Genomic DNA, 15,191 nt, shown 5'->3' on the forward strand with positions numbered 1-15,191 from the left:
CGGCCACCACCCGCCGACGCAGATCCTCCTGCGACGCCTGAGAAAGCCGCCGCGCATCCGTCACCCGAACCTTCGGAGCCATCCACCGATCATGCCACATTTGCCTTACCCATCAATAACACTCGTTGCCACTCACGAGCCACGCACCTGGCCGCGCCCTGTTTTGCCTAGGGCGCCCAGTGGTGGACCTCGCTAAAGCGAGTCGAAGGCCGGTTCAGCAGCGGTTCCGGCCAGCCGCGCAGCTGTCTGTCGAGGAACGCGCCGACGTAGGTCCGGGTGATCTGGATACCGCGGGCCCAGAGCGGGTTCGGCCCGGTGAGCCGGTCGAGTACGAACGACACCTCCGCCGCGCGACCGCGGGCGATTTTGGGGCGGTCACTGGATTCCGCGCATGCCACGCGATCGGTGTGGCCGTCGGGGAACGTAGTGGCGACCGATTCGTAGTTGTGCCCGATCCCGGCGACCACGTAACCGTGACTCATGAAGCCTGGCGACAGCACCACAAGCGGTCCGTGCAGACCGAGTGGCGGACTGTCCACTTTGGAATAGGTCTTCGTCCTGGCGAACGAGTCCGTCGGCACGCTTGGATCTTCCAGTAGAGCCGCCGGAAGTTCGGATTCCTTCGAGGTGAGGTACCGCGAGGGAGTGCCGGCAGAAGTCTTCGCGGGATACCAGATCGACACCATGAGTTCGCGTCGCTCGCTCGGCAGCGTAGTTTCATGCCTTCAGCCTTCGGAATCAGCGGGCTCGGCACATCGGGAACCGACCGGACCGGACCTGGCCCCTGAGCCGTATCTATGCCTAAAGGCTTACGCCTGAGGCCGCGCGTGGAGCCTGAGGTTCGCGATGGCGATGGCGAGAATGTCGACGAGCGGGGTGATGTCCCGGCGGACATGCGCGAGCAGGAGACCGCCCTGCAGGCACGCCAACGTCGACTGCGCCAGTCGTCCCGGGTCGGCATCGGCATTGAGAAGCCCGTTGTCCCGCAACGTTTCCAGGCCGCGCGCGAGGTGTGACTCCCATTCGCGGTACGCCTTGTCCAGCAGCGGCGCGATCTTTTCGTCGTCTCCGAGCTCCCCGGCCAGGTTGCCGAGCGGGCAGGCGATCGGGCCGTCGGGGCCGCGCTGGATGTCGAGCAGTTGCTCGACCCAGAGGTCGAACTTCTCCCACGAGTCGAGGTCGTAGATCTGCGGCTGGTTGGCCAGGATCGTTTCCAGGTAGCGCTCGATCACGGCCTCGACCATCTGGTTCTTGTTCTTGAAGTAGTGGTACATCTGCGATTTCCCGGCGCCGCACGCGGCGAGGATCTTGTCGAGACTGGTCGCGGCCACGCCGTTCGTGTACATCAGCTGGGCGGCGGCGTCGACGATCGAATCCCTCGTCCGCTTTCCCTGATCGGTCGTCGCTTGCGTCGCCATGTACCGAATAGTACAGTCTCGATCGTTGTACTGAACGGTACAGCGGTCGATTAAGGGGTCACCACATGCTCTCCGACGCGCTCGACAGCACAAAAGCACAGGTCAAGCAGGCTGCACCCACCGAGATCTTCGACGTCTTCGCCGCTGAGCAAGCCCGCAACACGGCGTCCGGTGTCGCCGCCGTCGGCTCGATCGTCGCCGATTTCAAGCTCCAGGACGCCACCGGCGGACAGGTGTCCCTCGACGAGATCGTCGCGAACGGGCCCGCGGTGCTCGTCTTCTACCGCGGTAGCTGGTGCCCGTACTGCAACACGACTCTGCACACCTACCAGCAGGGACTGGTACCGGAGCTGGAAAAGCTGGGGGTGCGCCTGGTCGCGATCAGCCCGCAGCTCCCGGACGGCTCACTGTCGATGAAGGAAGCGAACGAGCTGGAATTCAGCGTCCTGTCCGACGTCGGCAATGAGGTCGCCCGCCCGCTGGGCATCACGTATCGGCAGATGCAGGACGTCCAGGACGCCGCCGCGGTCTTCGGCACGGACCTCAAGGTGATCAACGGCACCGGTGAAGCCGAACTCCCGCATCCGACTGTGCTGATCGTGAACCAGGACAAGACGATCCGGTTCATCGACGTCCACCCGGACTACACGACCCGCACGGAACCCGAGGAGATCGTCGCCGAGTTGCGCTGACGGTGCTTCAGCGCGAAGGTGATCCCGGAGCCCAGCAGCGTCGCGACGCCGAGCGAAAGCAGCAGGCTGATTCCGGGCTGCTCGATGAGCTGCTCGCCGAGATAGCCGAGCAGGGCGACGTACGACGTCCACAACGTCACGCCGATCGCCGACGCGCTGAGGAAAGTCGCCATCGGCCAGCGCAGCGACCCGGCCAGCAACGCGCCGACCGTCCCACCCGAGGGCAACCAGCGCGCGACGACCAGCGCCGGACGCGGATGACGGCCGAGCTGCCCGTCGAGCCAGTCGAGCCCGGCGTCGATACTCGGACGGCGACGCAGTTTGGTCAGCGCCCGCGGCCCGCTGGCCCAGCCGAGTCCGTACAAGACGAGGTCGGACACCAGGCACCCGACAGCCGCGACCGCGATCACCGGCAGCAGCGCTGTCTCGTTCTGCGCGGCCGCGACGCCCATGCCGATCAGCGCCACTTCAGTGGGCAGCAGCGGCACGAGCGCGACAACGAAAAGGACGAGCAGCGCGGCCGTCGTTCCGTTCATACCCGCTACAACGCACCAGGTCCGAAACCACTCCCCACCCTCAGCGATCTCTCAGCACCCCGACAGCTTTCACAGCTTCCAGCCGGGGAACCGGCTTTTGCGTAACATCGGATTCCATGACCAAGCCTCAGGCCGCCGGCTTCCAAGTGACACCCATCGACATTCAGAACCTCGGTGGCCTGGTCGGACGCTGTGGCGCGGCCGCGACGGCGATGGGCGGGCGGATCTCGAACGGACCGTCCAACTGGGGCGAGGGCGGCGGCCTCTCGATGTTCGGCGGGATCGGTATCCCGTTACTGCTCGAGCCGGCACGCGCGGCCATCGACGAATTGCAGCGGGTCGGGATGGAGAACACGGCCAAGGCCGGGTCGCTGGGCGCGGCCGCGGGCGCGGCCTTCACCGCTGTCGCCCTTATTTACGCCAGTCACGACGAGCAGTGGCGAGCCGCCTTCGACAAGACCTACGCGGAGGACTACACGCCCGCGATAGTGGAGCAGGGCGCAGTCGTCCGTCGCAACGGCACCAAGCCCTTCGAGAACGTCGCCGACCCGTACGACGATCCACGGCACTGGCAGGAGACGCCGGGGATGGAACATCCCGGCGGTGAGATGTGGGCCGAAAACTGGGGCGTGAAGGCGTACCGGGAAGCGGACAAGATCCTGGAGACGGCATCGGTGGCCGCCTACGTACGGGAGATCGTCAAGAGGCTCTGCGGCCGGGACCTGTTCAACGATCTCGTCGTCCTGATCGGCGGCCTGGGCTACGAACTGCTCGGCGACCAGGCCATCGCGTTCCGAGACGCGGGTTACAGCTTCGGGAGCATCAAGACCAACATCGACCAGGGCCGTTTCGAAATCCAGCAGAGCTGGAGCGGGCACGCCTCGGACGAGGCATTGGCCTGGCTGCAGACTTATTCGGCCTGCTGCCAGAAGCATTCGGAGTTCCTGATGCGCGCGGGCGAGCGGATGATGAATCTCGCCCGGCTGCTCTACCTCGCGTTCGAGTCGATCAACCGGTGCCTCGACTACCTCATCGAGGAAGTCCTCAAAGCCGATCTGATCACCGACGTGTCGATAGGCATCAAGAGTCTGCTCGGGGGTGAGAACCCGCTTCACGTCCTCACGGCCATCGTCAGCAACGCCACGAAGGTGTCGGACGCCGTGGCCGCGGCGCACACGATAGTCCAAGGTTTTCAGGGCCTCGGCGAGGTGCTGGCCGCCACCGATCCCGTGAAGGCGGCGGACTGGCCCACCGAGCCCTATACGGTCCCGAAGGGGATGCAATGAGCATGTGGAACAGCGAAACCACCACCAAGCTGCTCGAACTGGTCGCGCGTGAAGGCTCACCCGGCAAACGCGACCTCGCGCGGGACGTCCTCGCCGGACGGCACTCCCTGCGCGATCTCGCCTACCTGTCCTCCGGTCCGGGCGACAACGCTTCCAGCATGGCCCCGCTGCTGGATCGCTGGGAGAAGACCAGCGAACAGGAGCGCGGAGCTCTCGTCGAGGGTTCCGACCAGGCGATGGACCGGATAGCCGACAAGATCCGCACGATCGAGATCGACGAGCCCACTCCGCCGGAGCCCACCCGCCCGCCGCGACGGCCGAGGCCCGAGGAGAACGATGACGACACGTTCTTCGCCGACAAACAATGGTTCGGCTGACCGACTCACGCCAAGGTGGTGAGGAGGGCGCGCCAGGTTTGGGGGGCGAGGGCGAGGTGGCCGGAGGCGGGGGCCTTCGAGTCGCGCACTGCCGTGGCGTCCGGAATGAAGGCGACTTCCACGCAGTCGCCGTTGTTGGTGTTGCTGTAACTGCTTTTGCGCCAGGTCAGCTCGGTGCGCTCTCGGGTGGGCATGGGGTGCCTGCCTCCAGACAATCGTAGGCATCTGCCAAGTTGGCAAGCCATGCCCGCGATTGTCCCTGATCCAGCGCATGTCCATCGAGTCTTGTGAGGAAATCTCGGTACAGCGCGATGTCCTCAGGCTTTTGCAGGAACATCCCGGAGGCCAGATTCTCGGTGTAGGCGACCGGATCGTGTGCGCTGTAGTCCATCAATCGAAACGCGCCACCGGTGCTGAACGGTCCAGCTGAATCCAGCACGACTCGAATCGTGCATCGCCGCTGTGAGGTGGCGAGTGCGAGGTAGAGGAGCTGCTCACCCATCACCAGAATGTCGCCCACTGAAGTACGCAGTGCGTGCTCCTGGATGAAGAAGGTGCACTCAGGCGGGAACCGCCGCTTGAGGAGACCTTGCCGAGCAAGCCGAGCCTGAATTCTCAGCTCGATTTCCTTCGCGGGCCGCCTCGAACCCCAGCGGAACAGCGCCCGCATGTAGCCCTCGGTCTGGAGAAGACCAGGTACAACCAACGGCTCGTATTGAGCGATCGAACTGGCGATGCTTTCTTGCAGGATCAGTGAGCGGAGCTCATTCGGGAGTTCGACATTGTGTGGTCGTACCCAGTACGCATCATCAGGTTGTGCGGCAAGTTCAAGCATGCGCTCGTAGTCCGGCCGCACCAGAGGTCCGCAACTTGCCAAGTAGGTCGCGACTTCCACGCCGGATGGTGGGCGGCGGCCGTTCTCGATGTGCGAAAGCTTGCCGTGGGTCCAGCCGAGCTTTCGGCTTAGCTCGCGCCCGCTCATGTTCGCTCGCTCGCGGGTGAGCTTCATGTCGAGGCCCAATTCGCGGGCCCGGGCGGTGGAGTCGGGCCGTGCTGTCTCGGTCATGTGATCACGCTAGGACCACATAGCCGTTGCGAGACAGCACGGCACGACCGGTTCACCGCAAAGGACTCAGCCGGTACCGCGGGGTACCGCTACCGGTGTGAGCGGTTCACCGCCGAAACGACCGCGCGCAGCGAAGCCGTCACGATCGACGCGTCGATGCCGATGCCCCAGAAGACCCGGTCCGCGATCGCACACTCGATGTACGAGGCCGCCCGCGCGTCGTCGCCGGGAGTGAGGGTGTGTTCGCTGTAGTCCAGCAGCCGCAGGTCGAAGCCGACCGTCGACAGCGCGTCGAAGAACGCCGCGATGGGGCCGTTTCCGTTGCCGTGGATCTCGTGGTCGTCGCCATCGACGCGGACCGACGCCTTGATTTCGTAGTCGCCGCCACCGCTGTCGGTGACGTGCTGGCGAATCAGCTCCAGCGGCACGCGCGGCTCGAGGTACTCCGCGGAGAATGCGTTCCACATCGTCGCCGGGGCGACCTCACCGCCGGCGGTGTCGGTGTGGCGCTGGATGACCTTGGAGAACTCGATCTGCAGGCGGCGCGGCAGGTCGAGCTGGTGCTCGGCCTTCATGATGTAGGCGACACCGCCCTTGCCGGACTGCGAGTTCACCCGGATGACGGCTTCGTAGCTGCGGCCGACGTCCTTCGGGTCGATGGGCAGGTACGGGACCTCCCACGGGTACTCGTCGACGGGCATGCCTGCCTTGTCGGACAACGACTTCATCGAGTCGAGGCCCTTGTTGATCGCGTCCTGGTGGCTGCCGGAGAACGCGGTGAACACCAGATCCCCGCCCCACGGGCTGCGCTCGGGCACGGGCAGCTGGTTGCAGTATTCGACCGTCCGCTTGATCTCGTCCATGTCGGAGAAGTCGATCTGCGGGTCGATGCCCTGGCTGTACAGGTTCATGCCCAGCGCGACGAGGTCGACGTTGCCGGTGCGCTCGCCGTTGCCGAACAGGCAGCCTTCGATGCGATCCGCACCGGCCATGTAGCCCAGTTCGGCCGCGGCGATGCCGGTGCCGCGGTCGTTGTGCGGGTGCAGCGACAGGATCACGCCGTCGCGGCGCTCGATGTTGTTGCTCATCCACTCGATGGAATCCGCGTACACATTCGGCGTGGCCATCTCGACGGTCGCGGGCAGGTTCAGGATGACCGGCCGCTCAGGCGTCGGCTGCCAGATTTCGGTGACGGCGTTGCAGACCTCGGCGGCGTAAGCCAACTCGGTGCCGGTGTACGACTCGGGCGAGTACTCGAAGCGGAAGTCGGTGTCGGAGTACTTCGCGGCGTACTCCTGCACGAGGTCCGCGCCCTGCGTCGCGATCTTCTTGATGCCTTCGCGCTCTTCGCGGAAAACCACGCGGCGCTGCAGGATCGACGTCGAGTTGTAGATATGGACGATCGCGCGCGGCGCGCCTTCCAGTGACTGGAACGTGCGCTCGATCAGCTCCGGGCGGCACTGCGTCAATACCTGGATGCGGACGTCGTCGGGAATCGCGCCCTCTTCGATGATCTCGCGGACGAAGTCGAAGTCGGTCTGGCTCGCGGCCGGGAAGCCGACCTCGATCTCCTTGTAACCCATCCGCACCAGCAGTTCGAAGAACTTGCGCTTACGGGCGGGGGACATCGGGTCGATCAGCGCCTGGTTGCCGTCGCGCAGGTCCACCGCGCACCACAGTGGCGCGCGCTCGATGCGTTTGGTGGGCCAGGTGCGCTCGGGCAGATCGATGTCCTCGATCAGCTGGTGCCATGGCCGGTAGCGGTGAACGGGCATCGAGGTGCCGCGCTGGGTGTTCCATACGGGCTGGTCCGCGGGCGCTGTCCTGGCCGGCTTACGGATGCGGCTGGGCGAAGTGCGGGGTTCTGACGTGGTCATGCGAAGAAAACTCCTGCCGGGAAGGGTCGATTTCGACCGGCATCACAAAGCCCCGCGACGAGGAGCCGGTCCGGTCAGGCCCCGTCGCGGCAGCGAAGCAGGAGAGCGCGTGCCACGACTCCACCTTAACCACGCGACGTGCCCTAAGGAAAGTCAGGCGGGTTCACGTGGGTGTTACTGGCAGGTAGTAATTGGCGCAAGCGCGTGTCACACTGCCCGGCATGGGCGAGCACGCTGAGCCGGAACCCGAGACCAAACCCGCGGAACGCCACGATGTCGATCGGCGCGGTGTCGACTGGCGAAAGCAGAAGGACCGTACGGTCTCGTTCCTGGCGGGCCTGGTCCGCTGGATCGGCCTGATCTTCGCCGCGTTCCTGGTGCTTTACGTGATCTTCGTGATCGGTGACGCCAACCAGGCCAACGGGATCGTGTCGTTCGTGAAGGGCTGGGCCGAGTCGGTCTCGCTCGGTTTCAAGGATCTGTTCCAGCCCGTGGACCCGAAGCTCAACGTGCTCGTGAACTACGGCATCGCGGCGATCTTCTGGCTGGTCGTGTCGGGAATCCTGGCGAAGGTCATCCGCCGGGTCGGTGGCCAGTCCGGGGGTTGATTTATCACCCGATCGGGTAGGTTCCGTGCGCTGTGACCGCGCGCACAAGGGGCGACTCGATGAAGTTCTACGCCGACCGTCCGATCCGCCGCACCGCCCAGGTCGTCGCCGACCTCGGTGCCCTCCTCCTCGCCGTTTTCGCGATCTGGCTGGGCACTGAGGTCCACTCCCAGGTCATGCAACTCCGCGCGCCCGGTGACGGGCTCATCGACGCCGGCACCGGCCTGCGCGGCACCTTCGACTCCGCGGCCGACAACGCAGACGACGTCCCGCTGGTCGGCGACGCCTTGGCCAAGGCCCTGCACACCGGGTCCGACGCCGGGGCGAAGCTCAGCCAGGCCGGGCAGTGGCAGGTCGAGGCGGTGACGGACTTGGCACTCTGGATGGCCGTGATCCTGATCGCGATCCCGATCGTGTTCCTGCTGATCACGTGGCTGCCGCTGCGACTGCGGTTCGTGCGCCGGGCCACCGCGGGCGTCCACCTGCAGCGTCTCGGCGAAGAGGGTTACGACCTTCTCGCCCTGCGCGCCCTCGTGACCCAGCCGTTGCCGCGGCTCGCGAAGGCGGGCGAGGTCACCACCGGCTGGCGCAACCAGGACCCGGCCGTCATCAAAAAGCTCGCCCGCTGGGAACTCGAGCGCCTTGGCCTCGAAGCCTAGAACGCGGATTTTCCCCACGACCCGGTGAACGCGAACTCGCTCAGCGGGATCCGCTTCCGCGGCGCGACTTCGCGGGAGACGCTGCGCTCGTCACCGAGCACCTCCGGCGCCGCGGGCGTCCCGACGGCGATCGCGACCCGTGGCACGGCGTCGGACGGCAGTTCGAAGTCGCGCTGGATCGCGGCCGGGTCGAAGCCGCCCATCTGGTGCGCGACCAGTCCCTGGTTGATCGCTTCGAGCACCAGGTTCTGCCCGGCCAGGCCCAATCCGTATTCGGCGTGGGGGATGTCACCCTTCTCGTTGCGGGTGACCATCACCGCAACGAGCAGCGCACTCGCCCGGTGTGCCCAGCGCTTGTTGCCGTCGGACAGCGCGTCGAAGATCTTCTGATACGTCTCGTCACCGCGCAGCCCGACGAGGTAGCGCGCGGGCTGCGTGTTGCCAGACGACGCCGCCCATCGGGCCGCTTCGAGTATCGCGCGCAGCTGGTCCCACGAGACCGTCGCCGTCTCGTCCAGCGCGCGCGGGCTCCAGCGCTTCGCGATGAAATCGGCGACCGGCACGCTTGTTTCCGCAGGCTTCTCCATACGCCGGATACTCCCAAGAAGTGTCCAGGGCCACACATCGGGGTGGTGACGATCCGTCACCCCGGTAGGATTTCCGCAAATGAGGGACGCGGGGGCTCCTTGACGCCCTGAGGAGCCGACCCGCCCCGGCGAGGAGGTTCGGGCGTGGCGCTCGTGGTCCAGAAGTACGGCGGATCGTCGCTGGAGAGTGCTGACCGGATCAAGCGGGTGGCGGAGCGGATTGTCGCCACCAAGAAAGCCGGTAACGACGTAGTGGTCGTCTGCTCGGCGATGGGTGACACCACCGACGAGCTGCTCGACCTGGCGCAGCAGGTCAACCCGGTGCCGCCGGAGCGCGAGATGGACATGCTGCTCACCGCGGGTGAGCGGATCTCCAACGCGCTCGTGGCGATGGCCATCTCCGCCCAAGGCGCGGAGGCCTGGTCGTTCACCGGCTCGCAGGCCGGCGTCGTCACCACGTCGGTGCACGGCAACGCGCGCATCATCGACGTGTCGCCGAGCCGGGTGACCGAAGCACTGGAACAGGGTTACATCGCGCTGGTCGCCGGATTCCAAGGCGTCGCGCAGGACACCAAGGACATCACCACGCTCGGCCGTGGCGGTTCGGACACCACCGCGGTCGCGCTCGCGGCCGCGCTGAACGCGGATGTCTGCGAGATCTATTCCGATGTGGACGGTGTGTACACCGCCGACCCGCGGATAGTGCCGACAGCGCGCAAACTGGAAACCGTTTCGTACGAGGAAATGCTCGAGCTCGCGGCCGGTGGCGCCAAGGTCCTGATGCTCCGCTGCGTCGAGTACGCGCGGCGCTACGGCGTCCCGATCAGTGTCCGTTCTTCGTTCGGCGACAAGCCGGGGACGATTGTTTCCGGCTCAATTGAGGAGATCCCCGTGGAACAAGCGCTGATCACCGGTGTGGCGCACGACAGGTCCGAAGCTAAGATCACCGTGACCGGCGTGCCGGACCACACCGGTGCCGCCGCCCGGATCTTCCGGACCATCGCGAACGCCGAGATCGACATCGACATGGTGCTGCAGAACGTTTCCAGCACGGTCTCGGGCCGCACCGACATCACCTTCACCCTCTCCAAGACGAACGGTCCCAAGGCCGTGTCGGAGCTGGAGAAAATCAAGGGTGAGATCGGTTTCGAGTCGGTACTGTACGACGACCACGTCGGCAAGGTTTCCCTTGTGGGCGCGGGAATGCGTTCGCACCCCGGGGTGACGGCGACCTTCTGCGAGGCGCTGGCCGAGGCGGGCGTGAACATCGAGATCATCAACACCTCCGAGATCCGCATCTCCGTGCTGATCCGGGACGCGCAACTCGACGACGCGGTGCGCGCGATTCATGAAGCCTTCGAACTGGGCGGCGACGAAGAGGCCGTCGTCTATGCAGGGAGTGGACGTTAGATGGCACCCGTATTGGCTCTCGTCGGCGCGACCGGCGCGGTCGGCACCGTCATGATCGACATCATCAACGGCCGGGAAACCGTGCCGTGGGGTGAGATCCGGCTGATCGCGTCCGCGCGTTCGGCGGGCAAGAAGATCACCGTGCGCGGCGAAGAGCTGACGGTCATCGAGCTGAAGCCGGAAGCTTTCGACGGCGTCGACATCGCGATGTTCGACGTCCCCGACGAGATCTCCGCCGAGTGGGCGCCGATCGCGGCGGCCCGCGGCGCGGTCGCGGTCGACAACTCCGGTGCGTTCCGGATGGACGACGAAGTGCCGCTCGTGGTGCCCGAGGTAAATGCTGCCGATGCGTCGAACAGGCCCAAGGGCATCATCGCGAACCCGAACTGCACGACGCTGTCGATGATGGCCGCGCTCGGCGCGCTGCACCGCGAGTTCGAGCTCAAGGAACTCGTCGTGGCTTCGTACCAGGCGGCGTCCGGCGCGGGCCAGGGCGGGATCGACCGGCTGAACGCCGAGCTCGAAGCGGTGGCGGGTAAGAACGTCGGCGCGGTGGCGGGCGATGTCCGGCAGGCCCTGGAAGCCGCTGGACTGTCCGTTGAGGACGGTCCGTTCGGTCCGGCACCGCTCGCGCTGAACGTGATCCCGGCCGCCGGTTCGTACAAGGGCGACGGCTGGTACTCCGAGGAACTGAAGGTACGCAACGAATCCCGCAAGATCCTGGGGATCGCGGACCTGAAGGTTTCGGCGACCTGCGTGCGGGTCCCGGTGGTCACCACGCACTCGCTGGCCGTGCACGCGACCTTCGCGCGTGAGGTCACCGTCGAGGCCGCGCACAAGGTGTTCGAGGCGCAGCCGTCGATCGTGCTGGTCGACGACCCGGAGAACGGCAAGTTCCCGACGCCCGCGGACGTCGTCGGCGGCGACCCGACCTACGTCGGCCGGGTGCGTCAGGCGCTGGACTTCCCGAACGCGCTCGACTTCTTCGTCTGCGGCGACAACCTGCGCAAGGGCGCCGCGCTCAACACCTACGAAGTCGCCGAACAGCTCGCCCCAGAATTCGCCTAGCCAAAGATGTCGACATGTCGTGATCCCTCAGTTCCTAAGAGATCACGACATGTCGACATCTCGCGTGGTTCTAGCGAGCGCCTCGGGTGGCTTTCGCGCGGAAGTCGAGGAAGGCTTCCTTCGGGTCGCCGAACGAGGCCCATGGCCAGGCGTCGGCCCGGTTTTCCAAGCGCCTGAACTGTTCGACGGCTTCGTTGAAGCGCTTGTTGTGCACCAGCGCGATCGCCGCGAAACTGCGGTCGACGCCGAGGTGCGGGCTGTGTGCGCCTTCTCCGCGCAGCCAGCCCAAAAGCGAGTCGAGCGCCCGTCGGACCGGCGCGCTTTTCCAGACACCCGGGTCGTCGCCTTCGAGTGCGACCTGCAGCGGCAACGCGCTCAGCGACGGTGCCTTGGCGGCGGCTTCGGCGAACGCGACCATCTGCTTGTGTGGCCCCGCCCACTTCTCCTGCCAGTACCGCAGCGCTTCCTCGTGCCCGCGCCGGTGGTACGGACCACGTGCGACGAGCTCGGTCCACAATGTCCCGAACTTGTCGCGGTCGAACTCCAGGCCGCGGGCGATGGTCACCGCGATCACCCACGGCGTCGGGTCGTGCGGCAGCGCCTTGGCCGCTTCTTCGGCCGACGCCTCGGCCTGGTCCAGCAGGCTGTGGAACCGGCCGTCGCGCTGCCGCCAGGCCAGGGTCACCAGCGATTCGGCGTGCACGATCAGCGCGTGCGGGTCGTCGGGCCGGGCGCGGCGCCACGCCTTCAGCCAGCCGTCGTCTTCGGCGGCCGTCTCGGCCAGCCGGGAAACGAGCAGGCCACGGCGTTCCCAATCGGTGCCGGCCGCGCGCAGCAGCTCCGCGGCGGGCCGCCATTCGAGGTCGGCGGCGCCGGCGAGCACCGACGCGAGCACCGGCTCGGCGAACGGTTCCGCGCTGACTTCGTCTTCGTGGACCAGACGCCATCGCAGCGCGTCGTTCGTGGGCTCACTGTCCGGTGTGGTCAGCGCGGCGATCTCCGCCGGGGTGAGCATCACGCCGAGCTCGTCGGTCGAGACTCCGCGCCGCTTCGCTTCGCGCGTCAGTGCCCGCGCGGCCTTGAACTTGCTGGGCAGGGAGAGGGCCATGGCGGCTAGTGTGCCTGATGCCCGAAATTCGTCTTCCAGGTAAGGGTGCATTCGGTCAGAGCCCGTCATGACCGGAGCCGGCTCCGCGCGGCTAGCCTGCAGAAGTGCCTAGCAAAACCTATCGCCGCAGGACGGCGCGTGTACTCCTGCTCGACAGTGCCGACAGGTTGCTGCTCTTCCGCGGTTACCGCAACAGCAAGGAACCGGCGCGTGGCTATTGCTGGTGGACTCCCGGCGGCGGGGTGGACAAAGGTGAGAGTCTCGTTGATGCCGCGGTTCGGGAACTTCGGGAGGAAACCGGTTTGGTGGTCCGGCCCGAGGAGCTCGGCCAGGTCGTCGCCGAGACGTCCGGGTACGCCGATCTGGGCTGGGCGAAGGGCGTCTTCCGGGACGATTTCTTCTTTCTGCGCGTCGATAAGCACGACGTCGACACCTCCGGGTTCGAAGCCCTCGAGCGCGCGCAGATCACCGCGCACCACTGGTGGACCCTCGGCGAACTGGCCGCGCCCTCGGACCCGGTGTACCCGCTGGAGCTCGCGCCGTTGCTGAAAGCGTTGGCAGCCGGTCGGATCCCGCCCGAACCGGTCCAACTTCCCTGGCATCACTGAACAATTCGGTTGCGGCACCACGGGCGGCAATGGATCCTTCGAGGTCCAAAGCCACTTACGAGAGGGAAGTCATGTACACCGCAGTGGAAGGTTCCCGCGTGCCGATCCGGATGTGGGCGGACCCGCATTCCGTTGAAGAGCAAGCGATGCGCCAGCTGCGCAACACCGCCAACCTGCCGTGGATCCATGGTCTCGCCGTGATGCCGGACGTGCACTACGGCAAGGGCGCCACCGTCGGCAGCGTGATCGCGATGCGCGACGCGGTGTGCCCGGCGGCCGTCGGCGTCGACATCGGGTGTGGCATGAGTGCGGTACGGACTTCCTTGTCCGCCAAGGATCTTCCCGACGACCTGAGCGCGCTCCGCAGTCGTATCGAGGCCGCGGTACCGGTCGGGTTCAACCGGCACAAGACGCCGGTGAACCCCGCGAAGGTGCACGGAATCGGTGGCTGGGACACGTTCTGGGGTGCGTTCGGCGAACTCCACCAAGGCGTCCGCAACCTCGAAGAGCGGGCCCGGATGCAGATCGGGAGCCTCGGTGGTGGCAACCACTTCATCGAGGTCTGCCTCGAACAGGGTGGTGACGACGAAGGCCGTGTCTGGCTGATGCTGCACTCCGGTTCGCGCAACATCGGCAAGGAGCTCGCGGAGCGTCATATCCGTGCGGCGCAACGACTTCCGCACAACGCCGACCTGCCGGACAAGGACCTCGCGGTCTTCCTCGCGGACACGCCGGAAATGGCATCGTACCGCCGGGATCTGTTCTGGGCACAGGATTACGCGGCTCGTAACCGCGCGACGATGGTCGCGCTCGTCAAGCTCGCGCTGGCCGAAACCGTGCCGGGGACCCGTTTCGACGACGCGATCAGCTGCCACCACAACTACGTCGCCGAGGAGACCTACGACGGCGTCGAGCTGCTGGTGACCCGCAAGGGCGCGATCCGCGCGGGTTCCGGGGACCTCGGGATCATCCCGGGCAGCATGGGGACCGGTTCGTACATCGTGCGTGGGCTCGGCAACCTGGGCTCGTTCCAGTCGGCGTCGCACGGCGCCGGTCGCCGGATGTCGCGGAACAAGGCCAAGCGGATGTTCACCACTGATGACCTCGCCGCGCAGACGGCCGGTGTCGAATGCCGCAAGGACGCGGGGGTGGTGGACGAGATTCCGGCCGCGTACAAGGACATCGACGCGGTCATCGAGGCGCAGACCGACCTCGTCGAGGTGGTCGCGCAGCTCAAGCAGGTCGTCTGCGTGAAGGGCTGAACTACCGGGCAGGCGGCATGCCCCGCCCGGTATGCCCGGATCAGCCGGTACCTTGGAATCATGAAACGTTGGGGAGTGCTGGGAATCGTGGCCGCCGCCGGGCTGCTGCTGGGTGGTTGCTCCGAGGTCAACGAGGCCGTGGACGGCGTCGACTCGGCTGTCGACACCGCGAACGGCGCGGTCGGCAAGGCCACGGCCTGCGGTGAAGCGCTCGGCCTCGCCGACCTCAACCCATTGGTCGACCCGGAAAAGGTCAAGGCCAGAGCCGCCGACAAGGAAGCCCGCCTGCGCGAGCTCGCCGGTCAGGTGCAGGAGCAGGACGTCAAGAACGCCCTGTTCACGATGGCCGACTCGTACGTCCAGGTGCAGCGGGAACGCTGGGACGACCTCGGTGTCGTGGGCCAGTGGGCACAGCGCAACGTCCAGCACCTAGACGCCCTGCGCAAAGCCTGCCTCTAGCGCGCAGCTGGCCGCTCCGCGCCCCGGACGCCGGTGGTGTGCGCGGCCTGGGTGGGTGGCTCGTGAGTGCCTACAAGTGTTCTAACACTCGTAGCCACTCACGAGAAGGTGACCACGGCCCGCCGGGCGGTCCTTCGGTCGCTCGCGATGCCGTGCCTGTTACCCCAAAG

Annotated in this window: 18 protein-coding genes; 10 read left to right on the forward strand and 8 right to left on the reverse strand. The window is 66.3% G+C overall.

Annotation, left to right across the window (positions count from 1 at the left end; all coding sequences use genetic code 11):
- Nucleotides 1–167: 167 nt before the first annotated feature.
- Together VGP60_RS36100 and VGP60_RS36105 are read right to left on the reverse strand one after the other, a co-directional pair.
- Nucleotides 168–581: a hypothetical protein gene (locus tag VGP60_RS36100; protein WP_327552689.1), complete on the reverse strand. Its 414-nt coding sequence runs from the start codon at nt 579–581 to the stop codon at nt 168–170.
- A gap of 228 nt (nt 582–809) precedes the next feature.
- A complete protein-coding gene (locus VGP60_RS36105; RefSeq protein WP_327552690.1) occupies nt 810–1,418 on the reverse strand; it encodes a TetR/AcrR family transcriptional regulator in 609 nt (202 codons plus the stop codon).
- A gap of 65 nt (nt 1,419–1,483) precedes the next feature.
- Here VGP60_RS36105 and VGP60_RS36110 point away from each other — a divergent pair, with 65 nt between their 5' ends.
- Nucleotides 1,484–2,110: a peroxiredoxin-like family protein gene (locus tag VGP60_RS36110; RefSeq protein WP_327552691.1), complete on the forward strand. Its 627-nt coding sequence runs from the start codon at nt 1,484–1,486 to the stop codon at nt 2,108–2,110.
- On the opposite strand, the gene VGP60_RS36115 is transcribed toward VGP60_RS36110, so the two are convergent.
- Nucleotides 2,062–2,646: a DedA family protein gene (locus tag VGP60_RS36115; protein WP_327552692.1), complete on the reverse strand. Its 585-nt coding sequence runs from the start codon at nt 2,644–2,646 to the stop codon at nt 2,062–2,064. The two genes, VGP60_RS36110 and VGP60_RS36115, sit on opposite strands and share 49 nt — an antisense overlap.
- Before the next feature lie 116 nt (nt 2,647–2,762).
- Between VGP60_RS36115 and VGP60_RS36120 the strand changes: the two genes are divergently transcribed.
- Complete coding sequence (locus VGP60_RS36120; protein WP_327552693.1) at nt 2,763–3,932, forward strand: hypothetical protein; 1,170 nt, start codon at nt 2,763–2,765, stop codon at nt 3,930–3,932.
- Nucleotides 3,929–4,309, forward strand: coding sequence for a hypothetical protein (locus VGP60_RS36125; protein ID WP_327552694.1), 381 nt, complete (start codon nt 3,929–3,931; stop codon nt 4,307–4,309). The genes VGP60_RS36120 and VGP60_RS36125 overlap by 4 nt, the downstream gene beginning before the upstream one ends.
- A gap of 5 nt (nt 4,310–4,314) precedes the next feature.
- On the opposite strand, the gene VGP60_RS36130 is transcribed toward VGP60_RS36125, so the two are convergent.
- From VGP60_RS36130 to leuA, 3 genes are all read right to left on the reverse strand, one after another.
- Nucleotides 4,315–4,503: a DUF397 domain-containing protein gene (locus VGP60_RS36130; protein ID WP_327552695.1), complete on the reverse strand. Its 189-nt coding sequence runs from the start codon at nt 4,501–4,503 to the stop codon at nt 4,315–4,317.
- On the reverse strand, nt 4,476–5,375 hold the full coding sequence (locus VGP60_RS36135; protein WP_327552696.1) for a helix-turn-helix transcriptional regulator: 900 nt from the start codon (nt 5,373–5,375) through the stop codon (nt 4,476–4,478). The genes VGP60_RS36130 and VGP60_RS36135 overlap by 28 nt, the downstream gene beginning before the upstream one ends.
- Nucleotides 5,376–5,464: 89 nt before the next feature.
- On the reverse strand, nt 5,465–7,252 hold the full coding sequence (gene leuA / locus VGP60_RS36140; protein WP_327552697.1) for a 2-isopropylmalate synthase: 1,788 nt from the start codon (nt 7,250–7,252) through the stop codon (nt 5,465–5,467).
- A 221-nt stretch (nt 7,253–7,473) separates the two neighbouring features.
- On the opposite strand from leuA, the gene VGP60_RS36145 reads away from it, so the two are divergent.
- Nucleotides 7,474–7,860, forward strand: a complete 387-nt coding sequence (locus VGP60_RS36145; protein WP_327552698.1) for a hypothetical protein — start codon at nt 7,474–7,476, stop codon at nt 7,858–7,860.
- A gap of 59 nt (nt 7,861–7,919) precedes the next feature.
- Nucleotides 7,920–8,519, forward strand: a complete 600-nt coding sequence (locus tag VGP60_RS36150) for a hypothetical protein (protein WP_327552699.1) — start codon at nt 7,920–7,922, stop codon at nt 8,517–8,519.
- On the opposite strand, the gene VGP60_RS36155 is transcribed toward VGP60_RS36150, so the two are convergent.
- On the reverse strand, nt 8,516–9,106 hold the full coding sequence (locus VGP60_RS36155) for a nitroreductase family protein (RefSeq protein WP_327552700.1): 591 nt from the start codon (nt 9,104–9,106) through the stop codon (nt 8,516–8,518). The genes VGP60_RS36150 and VGP60_RS36155 overlap by 4 nt on opposite strands.
- Before the next feature lie 144 nt (nt 9,107–9,250).
- Between VGP60_RS36155 and VGP60_RS36160 the strand changes: the two genes are divergently transcribed.
- Nucleotides 9,251–10,516 carry an aspartate kinase gene (locus tag VGP60_RS36160; protein WP_327552701.1) on the forward strand — a complete coding sequence of 422 codons (1,266 nt, stop codon included), beginning with the start codon at nt 9,251–9,253 and terminating at the stop codon, nt 10,514–10,516.
- The gene (locus VGP60_RS36165; protein WP_327552702.1) at nt 10,517–11,584 is read left to right on the forward strand and encodes an aspartate-semialdehyde dehydrogenase; all 1,068 of its coding nucleotides are present in this window, start codon (nt 10,517–10,519) and stop codon (nt 11,582–11,584) included.
- A gap of 70 nt (nt 11,585–11,654) precedes the next feature.
- On the opposite strand, the gene VGP60_RS36170 is transcribed toward VGP60_RS36165, so the two are convergent.
- The gene (locus tag VGP60_RS36170; protein ID WP_327552703.1) at nt 11,655–12,692 is read right to left on the reverse strand and encodes a DUF4034 domain-containing protein; all 1,038 of its coding nucleotides are present in this window, start codon (nt 12,690–12,692) and stop codon (nt 11,655–11,657) included.
- A 104-nt stretch (nt 12,693–12,796) separates the two neighbouring features.
- On the opposite strand from VGP60_RS36170, the gene VGP60_RS36175 reads away from it, so the two are divergent.
- The 3 genes from VGP60_RS36175 (at nt 12,797) to VGP60_RS36185 (ending at nt 15,021) form a co-directional block, all read left to right on the forward strand.
- Nucleotides 12,797–13,300, forward strand: coding sequence for an NUDIX hydrolase (locus tag VGP60_RS36175; protein ID WP_327552704.1), 504 nt, complete (start codon nt 12,797–12,799; stop codon nt 13,298–13,300).
- Between the two features lie 71 nt (nt 13,301–13,371).
- Complete coding sequence (locus VGP60_RS36180; protein ID WP_327552705.1) at nt 13,372–14,562, forward strand: RtcB family protein; 1,191 nt, start codon at nt 13,372–13,374, stop codon at nt 14,560–14,562.
- Nucleotides 14,563–14,622: 60 nt separating this feature from the next.
- Nucleotides 14,623–15,021 (forward strand): hypothetical protein, encoded by a 399-nt coding sequence (locus VGP60_RS36185; protein WP_327552706.1) that lies wholly within the window; start codon nt 14,623–14,625, stop codon nt 15,019–15,021.
- Nucleotides 15,022–15,191: the final 170 nt, after the last annotated feature.

Source organism: Amycolatopsis sp. (assembly GCF_036008905.1).
In the GTDB taxonomy this organism is placed as follows: Bacteria; Actinomycetota; Actinomycetes; order Mycobacteriales; family Pseudonocardiaceae; genus Amycolatopsis.

Excerpts from the sequence above, each read along its gene's own strand:
- leuA (WP_327552697.1), bottom strand. The coding sequence starts at position 7,252 with ATGACCACGTCAGAACCCCGCACTTCGCCCAGCCGCATCCGTAAGCCG.
- VGP60_RS36150 (WP_327552699.1), top strand. The coding sequence starts at position 7,920 with ATGAAGTTCTACGCCGACCGTCCGATCCGCCGCACCGCCCAGGTCGTC.
- VGP60_RS36170 (WP_327552703.1), bottom strand. The coding sequence starts at position 12,692 with ATGGCCCTCTCCCTGCCCAGCAAGTTCAAGGCCGCGCGGGCACTGACG.
- VGP60_RS36165 (WP_327552702.1), top strand. The coding sequence starts at position 10,517 with ATGGCACCCGTATTGGCTCTCGTCGGCGCGACCGGCGCGGTCGGCACC.
- VGP60_RS36185 (WP_327552706.1), top strand. The coding sequence starts at position 14,623 with ATGAAACGTTGGGGAGTGCTGGGAATCGTGGCCGCCGCCGGGCTGCTG.
- VGP60_RS36120 (WP_327552693.1), top strand. The coding sequence starts at position 2,763 with ATGACCAAGCCTCAGGCCGCCGGCTTCCAAGTGACACCCATCGACATT.
- VGP60_RS36155 (WP_327552700.1), bottom strand. The coding sequence starts at position 9,106 with ATGGAGAAGCCTGCGGAAACAAGCGTGCCGGTCGCCGATTTCATCGCG.
- VGP60_RS36130 (WP_327552695.1), bottom strand. The coding sequence starts at position 4,503 with ATGCCCACCCGAGAGCGCACCGAGCTGACCTGGCGCAAAAGCAGTTAC.
- VGP60_RS36145 (WP_327552698.1), top strand. The coding sequence starts at position 7,474 with ATGGGCGAGCACGCTGAGCCGGAACCCGAGACCAAACCCGCGGAACGC.
- VGP60_RS36180 (WP_327552705.1), top strand. The coding sequence starts at position 13,372 with ATGTACACCGCAGTGGAAGGTTCCCGCGTGCCGATCCGGATGTGGGCG.
- VGP60_RS36105 (WP_327552690.1), bottom strand. The coding sequence starts at position 1,418 with ATGGCGACGCAAGCGACGACCGATCAGGGAAAGCGGACGAGGGATTCG.
- VGP60_RS36135 (WP_327552696.1), bottom strand. The coding sequence starts at position 5,375 with ATGACCGAGACAGCACGGCCCGACTCCACCGCCCGGGCCCGCGAATTG.
- VGP60_RS36125 (WP_327552694.1), top strand. The coding sequence starts at position 3,929 with ATGAGCATGTGGAACAGCGAAACCACCACCAAGCTGCTCGAACTGGTC.
- VGP60_RS36115 (WP_327552692.1), bottom strand. The coding sequence starts at position 2,646 with ATGAACGGAACGACGGCCGCGCTGCTCGTCCTTTTCGTTGTCGCGCTC.
- VGP60_RS36110 (WP_327552691.1), top strand. The coding sequence starts at position 1,484 with ATGCTCTCCGACGCGCTCGACAGCACAAAAGCACAGGTCAAGCAGGCT.